The organism is Klebsiella sp. K5-204 (assembly GCF_030128585.1).
GTDB lineage: Bacteria > Pseudomonadota > Gammaproteobacteria > Enterobacterales > Enterobacteriaceae > Klebsiella > Klebsiella quasipneumoniae.
The window spans coordinates 207,624-224,013 of record NZ_JAKUZS010000005.1; the positions used below are offsets into that span (position 1 = coordinate 207,624).

At 58.3% G+C, this 16,390-nt stretch carries 13 protein-coding genes; 10 read left to right on the forward strand and 3 right to left on the reverse strand.

Annotated elements, in window-relative coordinates; genetic code table 11:
* Positions 1–6: 6 nt before the first annotated feature.
* The 6 genes from clpX (at position 7) to MKR05_RS14915 (ending at position 7,435) form a co-directional block, all read left to right on the forward strand.
* The gene (clpX, locus tag MKR05_RS14890; protein ID WP_002891807.1) at positions 7–1,281 is read left to right on the forward strand and encodes an ATP-dependent protease ATP-binding subunit ClpX; all 1,275 of its coding nucleotides are present in this window, start codon (positions 7–9) and stop codon (positions 1,279–1,281) included.
* Between the two features lie 183 nt (positions 1,282–1,464).
* Entirely contained in the window at positions 1,465–3,819 is a 2,355-nt protein-coding gene (lon, locus tag MKR05_RS14895; RefSeq protein ID WP_023288614.1) for an endopeptidase La, read from the forward strand.
* A gap of 209 nt (positions 3,820–4,028) precedes the next feature.
* Positions 4,029–4,301 (forward strand): nucleoid-associated protein HU-beta, encoded by a 273-nt coding sequence (hupB, locus tag MKR05_RS14900; protein ID WP_002444653.1) that lies wholly within the window; start codon positions 4,029–4,031, stop codon positions 4,299–4,301.
* 214 nt (positions 4,302–4,515) lie between these two features.
* Positions 4,516–6,390, forward strand: a complete 1,875-nt coding sequence (ppiD, locus tag MKR05_RS14905) for a peptidylprolyl isomerase (protein WP_032453854.1) — start codon at positions 4,516–4,518, stop codon at positions 6,388–6,390.
* A gap of 148 nt (positions 6,391–6,538) precedes the next feature.
* The gene (locus MKR05_RS14910; protein ID WP_087824775.1) at positions 6,539–6,922 is read left to right on the forward strand and encodes a helix-hairpin-helix domain-containing protein; all 384 of its coding nucleotides are present in this window, start codon (positions 6,539–6,541) and stop codon (positions 6,920–6,922) included.
* Between the two features lie 111 nt (positions 6,923–7,033).
* On the forward strand, positions 7,034–7,435 hold the full coding sequence (locus MKR05_RS14915; protein ID WP_023288617.1) for a YbgC/FadM family acyl-CoA thioesterase: 402 nt from the start codon (positions 7,034–7,036) through the stop codon (positions 7,433–7,435).
* Between the two features lie 128 nt (positions 7,436–7,563).
* Here the strand turns inward: MKR05_RS14915 and queC are convergent, their stop codons facing one another.
* Both queC and MKR05_RS14925 read right to left on the reverse strand, forming a co-directional pair.
* Complete coding sequence (gene queC, locus MKR05_RS14920) at positions 7,564–8,265, reverse strand: 7-cyano-7-deazaguanine synthase QueC (protein ID WP_032421067.1); 702 nt, start codon at positions 8,263–8,265, stop codon at positions 7,564–7,566.
* A gap of 66 nt (positions 8,266–8,331) precedes the next feature.
* Complete coding sequence (locus MKR05_RS14925; protein WP_048296861.1) at positions 8,332–10,029, reverse strand: SgrR family transcriptional regulator; 1,698 nt, start codon at positions 10,027–10,029, stop codon at positions 8,332–8,334.
* A 127-nt stretch (positions 10,030–10,156) separates the two neighbouring features.
* Here MKR05_RS14925 and cof point away from each other — a divergent pair, with 127 nt between their 5' ends.
* Entirely contained in the window at positions 10,157–10,975 is an 819-nt protein-coding gene (gene cof, locus MKR05_RS14930) for an HMP-PP phosphatase (protein WP_044521268.1), read from the forward strand.
* A gap of 44 nt (positions 10,976–11,019) precedes the next feature.
* Here the strand turns inward: cof and MKR05_RS14935 are convergent, their stop codons facing one another.
* Positions 11,020–12,072, reverse strand: coding sequence for a PLP-dependent cysteine synthase family protein (locus MKR05_RS14935; protein ID WP_117133904.1), 1,053 nt, complete (start codon positions 12,070–12,072; stop codon positions 11,020–11,022).
* 115 nt (positions 12,073–12,187) lie between these two features.
* Between MKR05_RS14935 and MKR05_RS14940 the strand changes: the two genes are divergently transcribed.
* From MKR05_RS14940 to MKR05_RS14950, 3 genes are read left to right on the forward strand one after another with little or no spacing between them, the layout of a single operon-like run.
* Complete coding sequence (locus MKR05_RS14940; protein ID WP_004204786.1) at positions 12,188–12,646, forward strand: Lrp/AsnC family transcriptional regulator; 459 nt, start codon at positions 12,188–12,190, stop codon at positions 12,644–12,646.
* 43 nt (positions 12,647–12,689) lie between these two features.
* Entirely contained in the window at positions 12,690–14,462 is a 1,773-nt protein-coding gene (locus MKR05_RS14945) for a SmdA family multidrug ABC transporter permease/ATP-binding protein (RefSeq protein ID WP_238875293.1), read from the forward strand.
* Positions 14,455–16,233 (forward strand): SmdB family multidrug efflux ABC transporter permease/ATP-binding protein, encoded by a 1,779-nt coding sequence (locus tag MKR05_RS14950; RefSeq protein WP_023288623.1) that lies wholly within the window; start codon positions 14,455–14,457, stop codon positions 16,231–16,233. The genes MKR05_RS14945 and MKR05_RS14950 overlap by 8 nt, the downstream gene beginning before the upstream one ends.
* The last annotated feature ends 157 nt before the right edge of the window (positions 16,234–16,390 follow it).

The window sequence follows — 16,390 nt, forward strand, 5'->3', positions numbered from 1 at the left end:
GGACTCATGACAGATAAACGCAAAGATGGATCGGGCAAATTGTTGTATTGCTCTTTTTGCGGCAAAAGCCAGCATGAAGTGCGTAAGCTGATCGCCGGGCCATCCGTGTATATCTGCGACGAATGCGTTGATTTATGTAACGACATCATTCGCGAAGAGATTAAAGAAGTTGCGCCGCACCGCGAGCGCAGCGCGCTGCCGACGCCGCACGAGATTCGCCACCACCTTGATGACTACGTCATCGGTCAGGAACAGGCGAAAAAAGTGTTGGCGGTCGCGGTATACAACCACTACAAACGTCTGCGCAATGGCGATACCAGCAATGGCGTAGAGCTGGGTAAAAGTAACATTCTGCTGATCGGGCCGACCGGCTCCGGTAAAACGCTGCTGGCGGAAACGCTGGCGCGCCTGCTGGATGTGCCGTTTACCATGGCGGACGCCACCACCCTGACCGAAGCCGGTTATGTGGGTGAGGACGTCGAAAATATCATTCAGAAACTGCTGCAGAAGTGCGACTACGACGTGCAGAAAGCGCAGCGCGGCATCGTCTATATCGACGAAATCGACAAAATTTCGCGTAAATCCGACAACCCGTCGATTACCCGCGACGTCTCCGGCGAAGGCGTGCAGCAGGCGCTGCTGAAGCTTATCGAAGGCACCGTCGCCGCCGTTCCGCCGCAGGGCGGGCGTAAACACCCGCAGCAGGAGTTCCTGCAGGTTGATACCTCCAAGATCCTGTTTATCTGCGGCGGCGCGTTTGCCGGTCTGGATAAAGTGATTTCCCACCGTGTGGAAACCGGCTCCGGCATTGGTTTTGGCGCGACGGTTAAAGCGAAGTCCGACAAAGCGAGCGAAGGCGAACTGCTGGCCCAGGTCGAGCCGGAAGATCTGATCAAGTTTGGTTTGATTCCGGAATTCATTGGCCGTCTGCCGGTAGTGGCAACCCTGAACGAGCTGAGCGAAGAAGCGCTGATCCAGATCCTGAAAGAGCCGAAAAACGCCCTGACCAAGCAGTATCAGGCGCTGTTTAGCCTGGAAGGCGCAGAGCTTGAATTCCGCGACGAAGCGCTGGATGCCATCGCCAAGAAAGCGATGGCGCGTAAAACCGGCGCCCGTGGCCTGCGTTCCATTGTGGAAGCGGCGCTGCTGGACACCATGTATGACCTGCCTTCGATGGAAGATGTCGAAAAAGTGGTCATTGATGAGTCGGTTATCGCCGGGCAGAGCAAACCGCTGCTGATCTACGGCAAACCGGAAGCTCAGCAGGCATCTGGCGAATAATTAGCCATTTCACTCAAGCAGTTAACAAAAAGGGGGGATTTTATCTCCCCTTTTATTTTTCCTGCATTCCCGCCGTTGAATGTGTGGAATACATCCCCATATACTGGATTACATATTAACGACGATGCAGTGGAGTGTGGCGTCGTCGGCTACCTGGCGGACTTTAAACTAAGAGAGAGCTCTATGAATCCTGAGCGTTCTGAACGCATTGAAATCCCCGTATTGCCGTTGCGCGATGTGGTGGTTTATCCGCACATGGTCATACCCCTGTTCGTAGGGCGGGAAAAATCTATCCGTTGCCTCGAAGCGGCCATGGACCATGATAAAAAAATCATGCTGGTTGCGCAGAAAGAAGCGTCGACGGATGAGCCGGGTGTAAACGATCTTTTCACCGTTGGAACCGTGGCGTCTATTTTGCAGATGCTGAAGCTGCCGGACGGCACCGTGAAGGTGCTGGTCGAAGGGCTACAGCGTGCACGCATTTCTGCGCTGTCTGATAATGGCGAACATTTCTCGGCGAAAGCGGAGTATCTCGACTCGCCGGCGATTGACGAACGTGAGCAGGAAGTGCTGGTTCGTACCGCTATCAGCCAGTTTGAAGGCTATATCAAGCTGAATAAAAAGATCCCACCGGAAGTGCTGACGTCGCTGAACAGCATCGACGATCCGGCGCGCCTGGCGGATACCATCGCGGCGCATATGCCGCTGAAGCTGGCGGACAAGCAGTCCGTGCTGGAGATGTCCGACGTCAACGAACGTCTGGAATATCTGATGGCGATGATGGAATCGGAAATCGATCTGCTGCAGGTTGAGAAGCGCATTCGCAACCGCGTCAAAAAGCAGATGGAGAAATCCCAGCGCGAGTACTATCTGAACGAGCAAATGAAAGCGATTCAGAAAGAACTCGGCGAGATGGACGACGCCCCGGACGAAAACGAAGCGCTGAAGCGCAAGATCGACGCGGCGAAAATGCCGAAAGAGGCGAAAGAGAAAACCGAAGCGGAACTGCAGAAGCTGAAGATGATGTCGCCGATGTCTGCGGAAGCGACCGTCGTGCGTGGCTACATCGACTGGATGGTGCAGGTGCCGTGGAATGCGCGCAGTAAGGTCAAAAAAGACCTGCGTCAGGCCCAGGAGATCCTCGATACCGATCACTATGGTCTGGAGCGCGTGAAGGACCGCATCCTTGAGTATCTCGCGGTGCAGAGCCGGGTCAACAAAATCAAGGGGCCGATCCTCTGCCTGGTGGGACCGCCGGGGGTAGGTAAAACCTCATTGGGTCAATCTATCGCCAAAGCGACCGGCCGGAAATACGTCCGCATGGCGCTGGGCGGCGTGCGCGATGAAGCGGAAATTCGCGGGCATCGTCGGACCTATATTGGCTCGATGCCGGGCAAACTGATCCAGAAAATGGCGAAAGTGGGGGTGAAAAACCCGCTGTTCCTGCTGGATGAGATCGACAAAATGTCTTCCGACATGCGCGGCGACCCGGCTTCCGCGTTGCTTGAGGTGCTGGATCCGGAACAGAACGTGGCCTTTAACGACCACTATCTGGAAGTGGATTACGATCTCAGCGACGTGATGTTCGTGGCGACGTCCAACTCCATGAACATTCCGGCGCCGCTGCTGGACCGTATGGAAGTAATTCGCCTCTCGGGTTACACCGAAGATGAAAAACTGAACATCGCCAAGCGTCACCTGCTGCCGAAGCAGATCGAACGCAACGCGCTGAAGAAAGGCGAACTGACCGTCGACGATAGCGCCATTATCGGCATTATTCGTTACTACACCCGTGAAGCGGGCGTTCGTAGCCTGGAGCGTGAAATCTCCAAGCTGTGCCGTAAGGCCGTTAAGCAGCTGTTGCTGGATAAAACGCTGAAACACATCGAAATTAACGGTGAGAATCTGCATGATTATCTCGGCGTGCAGCGCTTCGACTATGGCCGCGCCGATAGTGAGAACCGCGTCGGTCAGGTGACCGGTCTGGCGTGGACGGAAGTGGGCGGCGATCTGCTGACCATCGAAACCGCCTGCGTACCGGGTAAAGGCAAACTGACCTACACCGGCTCGCTTGGCGAGGTGATGCAGGAGTCGATTCAGGCTGCGCTGACCGTGGTACGTTCGCGTGCGGACAAGCTGGGCATTAACGCCGACTTCTACGAGAAGCGTGATATTCACGTCCACGTACCGGAAGGGGCGACGCCGAAGGATGGTCCGAGCGCGGGTATCGCCATGTGTACGGCGCTGGTCTCCTGCCTGACCGGCAACCCGGTACGCGCCGATGTGGCGATGACCGGGGAGATTACGCTGCGTGGTCAGGTGCTGCCGATCGGCGGTCTGAAGGAAAAACTGCTGGCGGCGCATCGCGGCGGTATTAAGACTGTTCTGATTCCTGATGAGAACAAACGCGACCTTGAAGAAATTCCGGATAACGTTATCGCCGATTTGGATATCCATCCGGTGAAACGAATCGAGGAAGTTCTGACACTTGCGCTGCAGAACGAACCGTTCGGCATGCAGGTTGTGACCGCGAAATAGTGATTCTGCGCAAATTGCGCTAATAAAAATAGGGCTGGTAAGTCATTTCGGACTTGCCAGCCTTTTTTTGTGTAGCTAACTTAGATCGCTGGCAGGGGGGTCATCGACAACTGCTGTTGTAAGGGCATGACAGTCCTGATATAACTGCTGCGCGGTCGCACTATGAAGGACTCTGGTGCGATATAAATTATAAAGAGAGGAAGAGAACAGTGAATAAATCTCAACTGATTGACAAAATTGCTGCGGGTGCGGACATTTCTAAAGCTGCAGCTGGACGTGCGTTAGATGCTTTAATCGCTTCTGTTACTGAATCTCTGCAGGCTGGGGATGACGTTGCGCTAGTAGGTTTCGGTACCTTTGCTGTTAAAGAACGTGCCGCCCGTACTGGTCGCAACCCACAAACAGGTAAAGAAATTACTATCGCTGCCGCAAAAGTGCCGGGCTTCCGTGCTGGTAAAGCGCTGAAAGACGCGGTGAACTGATCGGCTTTCCCGTCAGGGAATGTGACGAAGTACAAGGGCGCATCGTGAGATGTGCCTTTTTTATTGCCTTTTCAGACCACTTTATGTGTGTTTATCGCCACTTGTGGGCTGACAATCACCCTGTTTTCTTGTCAAAATACGTCCTCACGCGCGGCGGCCATCACGTGCTATGCTGCGCGAGCTAAAGTCATCTACAGCGGAGCGTTGTTACACCATGATGGACAACCTACGCACGGCCGCCAACAGCGTCGTGCTCAAGATTATTTTCGGTATCATTATCGTCTCGTTCATTTTGACCGGGGTGAGTGGTTACCTGATTGGCGGTGGCAAAAACTATGCCGCAAAAGTGAATGGCCAGGAGATTGGCCGTGGGCAGTTTGAAAACGCCGTCGCCAGCGAACGTAACCGTATGCAGCAGCAGCTTGGCGACCAGTTCTCCGAGCTGGCGGCGAACGAAAACTACATGAAAACCATGCGCCAGCAGGTGCTGAACCGCCTGATCGATGAGTCGCTTCTGGATCAGTATGCCCGCGAGCTGGGCCTCAGCATCAGCGATGAGCAGGTGAAGCAGGCGATCTTCCAGACCCAGGCGTTCCAGACGAACGGTAAGTTCGACAACCAGCGTTTCAGCGGTATTGTCGCCCAGATGGGAATGACCACCGATCAGTACGCCCAGGCGCTGCGTAACCAGCTGACCACGCAGCAGCTGATTAACGCCATTGCGGGTACCGACTTCATGCTGCCGGGTGAGTCCGATCAGCTGGCGGCGCTGGTGTCTCAGCAGCGTGTCGTCCGCGAAGCGACCATCAACGTCAACGCCCTGGCGGCAAAACAGACCGCCAGCGATGAGGAAATCAACGCTTTCTGGCAGCAGAATCAGGCCCGTTTTATGGCGCCGGAGCAGTTCCGCGTGAGCTACATCAAGATGGATGCCGCCAGCATGCAGGAAAACGCCTCTGACGAAGAAATCCAGTCATGGTATGACCAGCATAAAGATCAGTTCACTCAGCCGCAGCGTAATCGCTACAGCGTGATTCAGACTAAAACTGAAGCCGACGCGAAAGCGGTGCTGGCCGAGCTGCAAAAAGGCGCTGATTTCGCCACGCTGGCAAAAGAAAAATCGACCGATATTATCTCTGCCCGCAACGGCGGCGATATGGGGTGGATGGAAGATGCCTCTACCGTGCCTGAGCTGAAAGAGGCCGGCCTGAAAGAGAAAGGCCAGCTCTCCGGGGTGATCAAATCCTCGGTTGGCTTCCTGGTGGCCCGTCTGGACGACGTCCAGCCGGCGCAGGTCAAACCGCTGGCTGACGTGCGCAATGACATTGCGGCGAAAGTGAAGCAGGAGAAAGCGCTAGATGCTTACTATGCGCTGCAGCAGAAGGTGAGCGATGCGGCCAGCAACGATAATGAATCGCTGGCGGGCGCGGCGCAGGTCGCCGGAGTGCAGGTGGTGGAAACCGGCTGGTTTGGCCGCGATAACCTGCCGGAAGAGCTGAACTTTAAACCGGTCGCTGACGCTATCTTCAACGGCGGTCTGGTCGGTGTGAACGGCGCGCCGGGCAGCAACTCTGACATCATTACCGTTGATGGCGATCGCGCTTTTGTTCTGCGTATCAGCGAGCACAAAGCCGAGGCGGTGAAACCGCTGGCCGAAGTGAAGGCGCAGGTCAGCGATATCGTTAAGCACAATAAAGCGGAACAGCAGGCGAAGCTGGATGCCGATAAGCTGCTGGCGGCGCTGAAAGACGGCAAAGGCGATGAGGCGATGAAGGCGGCTGGCCTGAGCTTTGGCGCGCCGCAGACGCTTTCCCGTACCGGCCAGGATCCGCTGAGCCAGCTGGCATTCACTCTGCCGCTGCCGCAGCAGGGCAAACCGGTCTATGGCGTTGGCAGCAACATGCAAGGCGATGTGGTGCTGGTGGCGCTGGATGAAGTGAAAGCAGGCAGCATGCCGGAAGAGCAGAAGAAGGCTATGGTTCAGGGGATTACCCAGAACAATGCCCAAATCGCTTTCGAAGCGCTGATGAGCAACCTGCGCAAGGCGGCGAAAATTAAGCTGGGCGACAGCATCGACCAGCAGCAGTAATTTCGCGTCGTTTCGCAAAAATACGCAACACCATGTAATCCTCAGGGGCCGCTTTCGCGGCCCTTTCCATTTCTGTGATTTGCCTTTTGTCGGCCATCCGCACTGACGCTATCGTAGCCTTGCTGTCTACACACAAGGAGATATCAGCATGAAATATGGAATAAAAGCACTGATGGCCGCGGGCGTTCTGGTTTTCGCGGTAGGCGCACAGGGCGCACAGGGCGCGCTGGCCGCCCCCGCCAGCGGCAAAGCGGTGGTAACCAAAGAGCATGTCCCGGGGTCCTCTTCGGCGAAAGCGAAAGCGAAAGCGGAACCCGGCGAGGCCGACAACGGGGCGACCAAAGTCAGCATTAACCACGCCAGCGCCGAGCAGCTGGCGCAGGCTTTGAATGGCGTGGGGTTGAAAAAAGCCCAGGCGATTGTCAGCTACCGTGAGGAGTATGGGCCATTCAAAACCCTTGATGACCTGAAGCAGGTCCCGGGGATGGGCAGTGCGCTGGTGGAGCGGAATTTAGCCCATCTGACGCTGTAAATTTTATGCCAGCGCTTGCACAGCGGTGATTTTTTGCCAGGATAAAGAGGTTGCATTAAGTGGTGTGACCTCTTACCTCATAAACAACAATAACAGAAAGGCATTGATGCTATGCAGACACAAATTAAAGTTCGCGGCTATCATCTGGACGTCTACCAGCATGTGAATAACGCACGCTACCTGGAGTTCCTTGAGGAAGCCCGCTGGGATGGTCTGGAAAATAGCCCGGCGTTTCAGTGGATGACCGAGAAAAACATCGCCTTCGTGGTGGTGAATATTAATATCAACTACCGCCGTCCGGCGGTCCTGGGCGATGTGCTGACGGTGAGCAGCAAACTGGAGCAACTCAACGGCAAAAGCGGCACGCTCAGCCAGGTGGTCACCCTCAACCCCAATGGCGAGGTGGTGGCCGATGCGCTGATCACCTTCGTCTGTATTGATTTGAAAACCCAGAAGGCGCTGCCGCTGGAAGGGGAACTGCGTGAGAAACTCGACCAGATGAACTTGCGCTGACAACCTTCGCGTGCGTGCCGGGCGGTGGCGCGCCTCGACCTCCTGAAGGTGATGAACCCCTTGCCCCGGTATGCGTAGCGCCACCGGGGAATTTGAACTGAAGCTTCGGGCAGATACCTCTTCGGAGGCTATGCCTGTGTCAAGCCGGTTTTTTGCTTCATCACCGCCATTACCCCGACCTTATCGGCCAGATACTGGTTGAGCCCGTTAGCGCGCAGGTTGCAGGCGGCGCACTGGCCGCAGCCATCGCCCTTAATGCCGTTGTAGCAGGTGAGGGTTTCCCGGCGCACCAGATCCAGCTGACCCCAGTAGTCGGCCAGCGCCCAGGTCTCGGCTTTGTTCAGCCACATCAGCGGGGTTTCAAAGCGAATGTCTTTCGCCATCCCAAGGCTGACGGCGTGGTGCAGCGCTTTGACAAACTCATCGCGGCAGTCCGGGTAGCCGGAGAAATCGGTCTCGCACACGCCGGTGATGATAGCCTCGGCTTTTACCTGATAGGCGTAGATTGCCGTCAGGGTTAAAAACAGAATATTGCGCCCCGGGACAAAAGTATTGGGGATGCCCTCGGCATCAGGCTGATAGTCCGGTACCGGAATGTTATCGCGGGTCAGGCTGCTGACCGCCAGTTCATTGAGCAGGGTAACGTCCAGCACTTTATGCGCGACGGCGCCAAGTTTCAGGGCGAGTTCGCGCGCAACGTCGATTTCCGCGCGGTGGCGTTGGCCATAATCAAAAGTGACGCAATGCACTTCATCATACTGTTGCAGAGCCTGCACCAGACAGGTGGTTGAATCTTGTCCTCCGCTGAAGACAACTACGGCGCGTTTCATGGCAATTCCTGACTTAATGAGTAAAGGCGATATGGTAGCGCCAGACGCCCGCCACCACCAGCTCTCTCACGTCGACGCCGGCAGCCAGGCGCTGGCGAAGTCGAACCAGCCGCGGGCGTTGAGGCGCAAGCCATTGACACCTGGCGGGGCGCTGATCCGATAGTTGTATTTAAACAGCGGCGTCATGATGGCGTCTTCCATCAGGTTGTTAAATACGTTGCGCAGCGCATCGTTGCGGCTGCGGGCTTCCGGCTGCGCCTGTACCGCGTCTAATGTCGCCTGCAGATGGGCATATTGCGCCCCGGTCAGCAAATTGGGCCACAGCATATCGCAGCGCAGCCACTGCTCCAGGGCATACTCTGGCGCTTCGCCGATCAGGCGGTCGCCCATCATCAGGTCGGCCTGCCCCAGATGCTGGCAGCCCTCCCAGTTTTTGGCGTCATGAAACAGAAGCGTCAGCTCGCAGCCCAGCACAGCCAGCCGCTGTCTCAGCTGTTCGGCCATGGCGTGGAGTTCGACCGGCAGATGGTAGAGCAGCGTGAGCCTGGCCGGCAGCGGCACCGCGCTGTTTTCCGGCCCCTGCGGGATGGACCATCCCGGCAACACCTCATGGCTTGGCGTAATCAGATCCTCGTCGAGCGGCAGCGTTTCCAGCAACGACGAGCGGTGAATTATCGATACCAGCCGCTGGGCCTGCGCTTTGCTAAGCCGAGGGCTGTGACGCAGGGTCAGATAGCAGAAGCCAAGACTGATGCTGTTGCTGACCTGACGCAGGTTATGGAGCTCTTCGCGATCGCCAATCGTGATCTGCACCGGGTGGCGGCAGCTGGTCCCGAGATCGCGATCGAAGAGCTGGGGGGTGATCCAGTACTCCACCGCCTGGATCAGCGGATGCCGCAGATGGTAGCGGGGATGGTTCTCCAGGCGGACGAGTTCCGGACTAAACCGCTTCAGGCGGAACGGTCCGCAGCCGATGGCCGGATCGTCAGGATGGGCCAGCACGCTGCAATAGCTGGCGAGGCGGAACGGCAGCCAGTAGTCAGGACGATGCAGCGTGATGGTGAGGCACTGGGCGTGAGTGACATCGATGCGGCTGATGCTGGCGAAGAGGGTCCGCAAGGCGGGCAGATCCAGCAGCAGCAGTAAGCGCTGCCGCAGCTGTGCGGTTTCCACCGCATCGCCGTTGTGCCAGCACAGCGTGGAGCGGATATAAAACTGCCAGCGCAGGCCGTCAGGGGAGACCTGCCAGTGGTGCGCCAGATCGCCGATCGGCATAGTGTCGCCTTCGTCGAAGCGCGTCAGCCCGGCATAGATCTGCCCGGCCAGATGCTGCTCGGCGCGTCCGGGCAGAAAGCCGGGGCGTAGCGGCTCCAGCGGGCGATAGTATGGAATACGCAGCGTCGGGGTATTGTTTTGCCACTGACCGCCCAGAAAGGGGTGGAGCAGGGCTTTCAGCTCCACCGGGGCCAGCTGCGCCAGCTCCAGCGCGTTTTGCTGCTGACCTTTATGCAGCGCCAGCTCCATCATCTCATTGCGCAAACGTTCCGGCGTTTTGTAAAAAGAGAGCAGTCCGCGCTTGCCGCGCCCGGAGCGGGCCTGCCAGCTTAACCATCCGGCCTCTTGCGCCTGACGCAGCAGGGTACGGACATGGCGTTCGCTGCAAAAACAGCGTTCCGCCAGTTCGCCGACGGTGACCTGCTGCGGCGCCCCGGCTGAGGGTTGCCACAGCCGCTGGTACTGATTTAAACGGTGTAAGAGTCGCATAAGCGCTGTCGTCCACCGGGCCGTAATAAACCCGGAACAATTTATATTATCTATTCACTATTACTTCCGTATATCCCAGGTGATACTGCAGCACAAGCGAAGCCCATCACACATTGGGGAAAACACCATGGCAAAACTGGCAGCATTTGATATGGACGGCACCTTGCTGATGCCGGACCATCGTCTCGGAGAAAAGACGCTCACCGCGCTTAAACGGCTGCGGGAACGCGATATCACCCTGACGTTCGCCACCGGCCGCCATGCGCTGGAGATGCACCATGTGATGGGTGAGTTTTCCCTGGACGCCTTTCTGATCACGGGCAACGGGACGCGCATCCACTCGCTGGAAGGGGAGGAGCTGTACCGTCAGGATCTCAATCCCGAGGTAGCGGAAGAAGTGCTGCATAGTCGATGGGATACCCGGGCCAGCATGCACGTGTTTAATGACGGCGGTTGGTTCACCGGCCAGGCAAGGCCAGAGCTGCTGAAGGCGCATGTCTTTAGCGGGTTTCGCTATCAACTGTGCGATCCGAAACGTATGTCGGCGCATCATGTCACCAAGATCTGCTTCTGCGGCGATCATGACGATCTGCGCCGCCTGCGGATCCAACTGAATGAGGCGCTGGGCCAGCGCGCGTTTCTCTGCTTCTCGGCGATGGACTGTCTGGAAGTGCTGCCGGTTGGCTGCAATAAAGGCGCGGCGCTGGCGAGGCTGAGCCAGCACCTGGGCCTCACCCTACAGGAGTGCATGGCCTTCGGCGATGCGATGAACGATCGCGAGATGCTTCGCAGCGTCGGGCGGGGGTTCATCATGGGCAACGCGATGCCGCAGCTGAAAGCCGAGCTGCCGCATCTCCCGGTTATCGGCGACTGCCGGCATCAGGCGGTCTCCCATTTTTTAACGCATTGGCTGGATAATCCTGATCTTCCTTATTCCCCCGAATAGAGAGACCCTTCCAGCAAGCCAGATAGCATTCTATCTGGCTTTTTTTATGTTCTGCCGACCAGCCGGGCGAGCTCCGCCTGCCAGGGGGCGATATCGCCGATGTTGGCCGCCACCCACTGTGGGTTGTAATAGCTTTCCAGATAACGCTCGCCGCTGTCGCACAGCAGGGTCACGAGGGAACCTGTGCGTCCTTCCTCGCGCATCCGCGCGGCCAGCTGCAGCACCCCCCACATATTGGTCCCGGTTGAGGCGCCGACTTTTCGTCCAAGCTGCGTTTCCAGCCACAAAGCAGTGGCCACGCTCGCCGCATCCGGCACGCGCAGCATCTCATCGACAACGTCGGGAATAAATGATGGCTCGACCCGCGGGCGGCCGATGCCTTCAATTTTGCTGCCGACCGGGCTGCGCAGGCTGGCGTCGCGAGTCTGCCAGTAATCGAGGAACACCGAATTTTGCGGGTCGACAACCATCAGCTGCGTCTCGTAGCCCTGGCTGCGAATATAGCGGCCAATGGTCGCTGAGGTGCCGCCGGTGCCGGCGCTCATCACGATCCACGATGGCTGCGGGTGCGGCTCATGGCTCATCTGGCGGAAAATACTGTCGGCGATATTGTTATTGCCGCGCCAGTCGGTGGCCCGCTCGGCGAAGGTAAACTGATCCATATAGTGACCGTTCAGCTCGCGCGCCAGCGTTTCGGAAGCCGCGTAAATTTCGCAGGCGTTCTGCACAAAATGGCAGCGTCCGCCGTAGAACTCGATCTGTTCGATTTTGCGTCTGGCGGTGCAGGAGGGCATCACGGCGATAAACGGCAGCCCCAGCAGGCGGGCGAAATAGGCTTCAGAAACCGCGGTCGAACCCGAAGACGATTCGATAATCGTGGTGCCTTCTTTGATCCAGCCGTTGCACAGGCCATAGAGAAACAGCGACCGCGCCAGACGGTGTTTGAGGCTACCGGTCGGATGCGTACTTTCATCCTTCAGATAAATCGGGATCCCGGGAAAACCAGGCAGCGTCAGGCGAATCAGGTGTGTATCGGCGGAACGCTGATAGTCGGCGTTAATTTCACTAATGGCGTGTTTTACCCAGGCGCTATTCATCTCGGATTCCTGTTTGTCATTTTGTGCCCAGCTTAGCGGATTGTGCGGGAAAAATTGTTGCTATTTAGCCTTTCAATTACAATTGCGGGAGTAAATTATTCTCTCTGGTGGCCTTATGTTAGATAAAATTGACCGTAAGCTGCTGGCGCTGCTGCAGGAAGATTGCACCCTCTCTTTGCAGGCGCTGGCTGATGCCGTTAATCTGACCACGACCCCTTGCTGGAAACGCCTGAAACGACTCGAGGATGAGGGTATTCTCCGCGGGCGCGTCGCCTTACTCGATGCGGAAAAGGTGGGGCTGGGGCTGACGGCGTTTGTCCTGATCAAGACCCAACATCACAGCAGCGACTGGTATTGCCATTTTGTGAGCGAAGTGACGCAGATGGCTGAAGTGCTCGGCTTCTGGCGGATGGCGGGGGAGTATGATTATCTGCTGCGGGTGCAGGTGGCCGATATGAAGCGCTATGACGACTTTTATAAACGTTTGGTGAACAGCGTGCCGGGGCTGTCGGATGTCACTTCGAGTTTTGCCATGGAACAGATAAAATACACCACCGCCTTGCCTGTCGAATAACGGTATTGCGCCGTAACCCATAACAAAATCAGGATCTTACTGCTTGCGATTATTTGCACAACTCAGCTGGTATTTCCGCCGGGAGTGGCGCCGCTATCTTGGCGCCATTGCCCTGCTGGCCATTATTGCCGTCCTGCAGCTTGTTCCGCCGAAGGTGGTGGGCATTGTGGTCGACGGCGTGACGCAACAACATTACACCGCGGAGAAGGTGTGGATGTGGATCGGCGCGCTGGTGCTGATCGCGGTGATGGTTTACCTGCTGCGCTATGTCTGGCGCGTGCTGCTGTTCGGCGCCTCTTACCAGCTGGCGGTTGAACTGCGGGAAGACTTTTACCGGCAGCTGAGCCGCCAGCATCCGGCGTTCTATTTGCGCCATCGCACCGGGGATCTGATCGCCCGCGCCACCAACGACGTGGACCGGGTGGTGTTTGCCGCCGGTGAAGGGGTGTTAACCCTGGTGGATTCCCTGGTGATGGGCTGTGCGGTGTTGATTGTGATGTCGACGCAGATTAGCTGGCAGCTCACCCTGCTGGCGCTGCTGCCGATGCCGCTGATGGCCCTGGCGATCAAACGCAACGGTGATGCCCTTCACGAACGTTTTCGCGTTGCCCAGGCGGCCTTTTCCAGCCTCAACGATCGCACGCAGGAGAGCCTGACCAGCATCCGCATGATTAAGGCGTTCGGGCTGGAGGATCGCCAGTCGGCGCAGTTTGCCGCCGATGCGGCCGATACCGGAGCGAAAAATATGCGCGTGGCGCGCATTGACGCTCGCTTCGACCCTACTATCTATATCGCCATCGGGGCGGCGAATCTGCTGGCCATCGGCGGCGGCAGCTGGATGGTGATCCACGGTAGCCTGACGCTGGGTCAGCTCACCAGCTTTGTGATGTACCTTGGTCTGATGATCTGGCCGATGCTGGCGCTGGCGTGGATGTTTAACATCGTGGAGCGCGGTAGCGCGGCCTATGGTCGTATTCGCACCATGCTCGAAGAGGCGCCGGCGGTGGACGACGGGACCGAGACGGTACCGGCTGGCCGCGGCGTCCTGCAGGTCGCTATCCGCGATTTCATCTATCCGCAGGCGAGCAAGCCTTCGCTGGAACAGGTTAATTTTACCCTGCAGCCGGGGCAAATGCTGGGCATCTGCGGGCCGACGGGCGCTGGCAAAAGCACCATTCTGGCCCTGCTGCAGCGCCATTTTGACGTCACCAGCGGCGAGATCCGCTTTCACGATCTGCCGCTACCGCGTCTGCAGCTCGACAGCTGGCGCGAACGGCTGGCGGTGGTCAATCAGACGCCGTTTTTATTCTCCGATACCGTCGCCAATAATATCGCGCTGGGAAAACCGGACGCGACGCCGGAACAGATTGAGCGGGTGGCGCGGCTGGCCAGCGTGCATGACGACATTCTGCGTCTGCCCCAGGTGTACGATACCGAAGTAGGCGAGCGCGGCGTGATGCTCTCCGGCGGCCAGAAACAGCGCATCTCGATTGCCCGCGCCCTGCTGCTGGAGGCCGAAATTCTGATCCTTGATGATGCTTTATCCGCGGTGGATGGCCGCACCGAACACCAGATCCTGCATAACCTGCGCCAGTGGGGAGAGGGGCGGACGGTGATCATCAGCGCCCACCGCCTGTCGGCGCTGACTGAGGCCAGCGAAATCCTGGTGCTGCAGCATGGGCATGTCGCCCAGCGCGGCCGCCATGAGGCGCTGGCGGTGCAGCCCGGCTGGTACCGCGACATGTATCGGTATCAGCAGCTGGAAGCCGCGCTCGACGAGGTTCCCCAGGAGCAAGAGGAGGCCCTGGATGCGTAGCTTTACCGAACTCTGGCCGACGCTTAAACGCCTGCTGGCCTATGGTTCACCGTGGCGTAAGCCGCTGGCCATCGCGGTGGCGATGATGTGGATCGCGGCGGCGGCGGAGGTGAGCGGCCCGCTGCTTATCAGCTATTTCATCGACAATATGGTGGCGAAACAGACTCTGCCGCTGAAGCTGGTGGCAGGCCTGGCGGCAGCCTATATCGGTCTGCAGCTGCTGGCGGCGCTACTGCATTATAACCAGTCGCTGCTGTTTAACCGCGCCGCGGTCGGCGTGGTCCAGCAGTTACGCAGCGATGTGATGGATGCCGCCCTGCATCAGCCGCTCAGCGAGTTTGATACTCAGCCGGTCGGGCAGCTGATCTCACGCGTGACCAACGATACCGAAGTCATTCGTGACCTGTATGTGACGGTAGTGGCGACGGTGCTCCGCAGCGCGGCGCTGATCGGCGCGATGCTGGTGGCGATGTTTAGCCTCGACTGGCGGATGGCGCTGGTGGCGATCGCGATTTTCCCGGCGGTGCTGATCGTGATGATCATTTATCAGCGCTATAGCACGCCGATCGTGCGCCGGGTGCGCGCCTGGCTTGCCGACATCAACGATGGTTTTAATGAAGTGATCAACGGCATGGGGGTCATCCAGCAGTTCCGCCAGCAGGCGCGCTTTGGCGAACGGATGCGCGAGGCCAGCTACGCCCACTACCTGGCGCGGATGCAGACGCTGCGCCTGGACGGTTTTCTGCTGCGTCCGCTGCTGAGCCTCTTTTCCTCGCTGGTGCTGTGCGGGCTGCTGATGCTGTTCGGCTTTAGCGCGGCGGGCACGATTGAGGTCGGGGTGCTGTACGCGTTTATCAGCTATCTCGGACGCCTCAACGAGCCGCTCATTGAGCTGACCACCCAGCAGTCGATGCTGCAGCAGGCGGTGGTCGCCGGCGAACGCGTTTTCGAACTGATGGACCGTCCGCGCCAGGCGTGGGGCGCCGATGACGCGCCGCTGAGCAGCGGTCGGGTGGAAATCGACCATCTCTCCTTTGCCTACCGCGGGGATCGTCTGGTCCTCCAGGATATCACGCTGGATATACCTTCCCGCAGTTTTGTGGCGCTGGTCGGGCATACCGGCAGTGGGAAGAGTACCCTCGCCAGTCTGATGATGGGCTATTACCCGTTAACCCACGGGGAGATCCGCATCGATGGCCGGCCGCTCTCTTCTCTCAGCCACAGCGCGTTGCGTCGGGGCATCGCGATGGTGCAACAGGATCCGGTGGTGCTGGCGGATACCTTCTACGCCAACGTCGCGCTGGGCCGGGACATCAGCGAAACACAGGTCTGGGAAGCGCTGGAGGCGGTGCAGCTGGCGGCGGTGGCGCGCAGCATGAGCGACGGCCTGTACACCCAGCTAGGCGAGCAGGGCAATAATCTTTCCGTCGGACAGAAGCAGCTGCTGGCGCTGGCGCGCGTGCTGGTGGAGACCCCGCAGGTTCTGATTCTGGATGAGGCGACGGCGAACATCGACTCCGGCACCGAGCAGGCGATCCAGCAGGCGCTGGCGAAGGTTCGCCAGCATACCACCCTGGTGGTTATCGCCCATCGTCTGTCGACCATCGTTGAGGCGGATACCATTCTGGTCCTGCATCGCGGTCAGGCCGTCGAGCGGGGCAACCATCAGCAACTGCTGGCGGCGAAAGGCCGCTACTGGCAGATGTATCAGCTACAGCTGGCTGGTGAAGAGCTGGCGGCCAGCGCCAGAGAAGAGTCGCTCAGCGCCTGATGCACCACCAGCAGGCAGCGAAGGCGGGTCGGCCTGTCGTGGTGCAAAAACGTTACATCAAATGCACCGCCATGGTGCATTTTTGCCCGTTAAACGCCTTTACGCAGGCTAATGCCTGACCTCTCGCCTGTTTTTTGCCATCAAAGGGCCGCTCAGC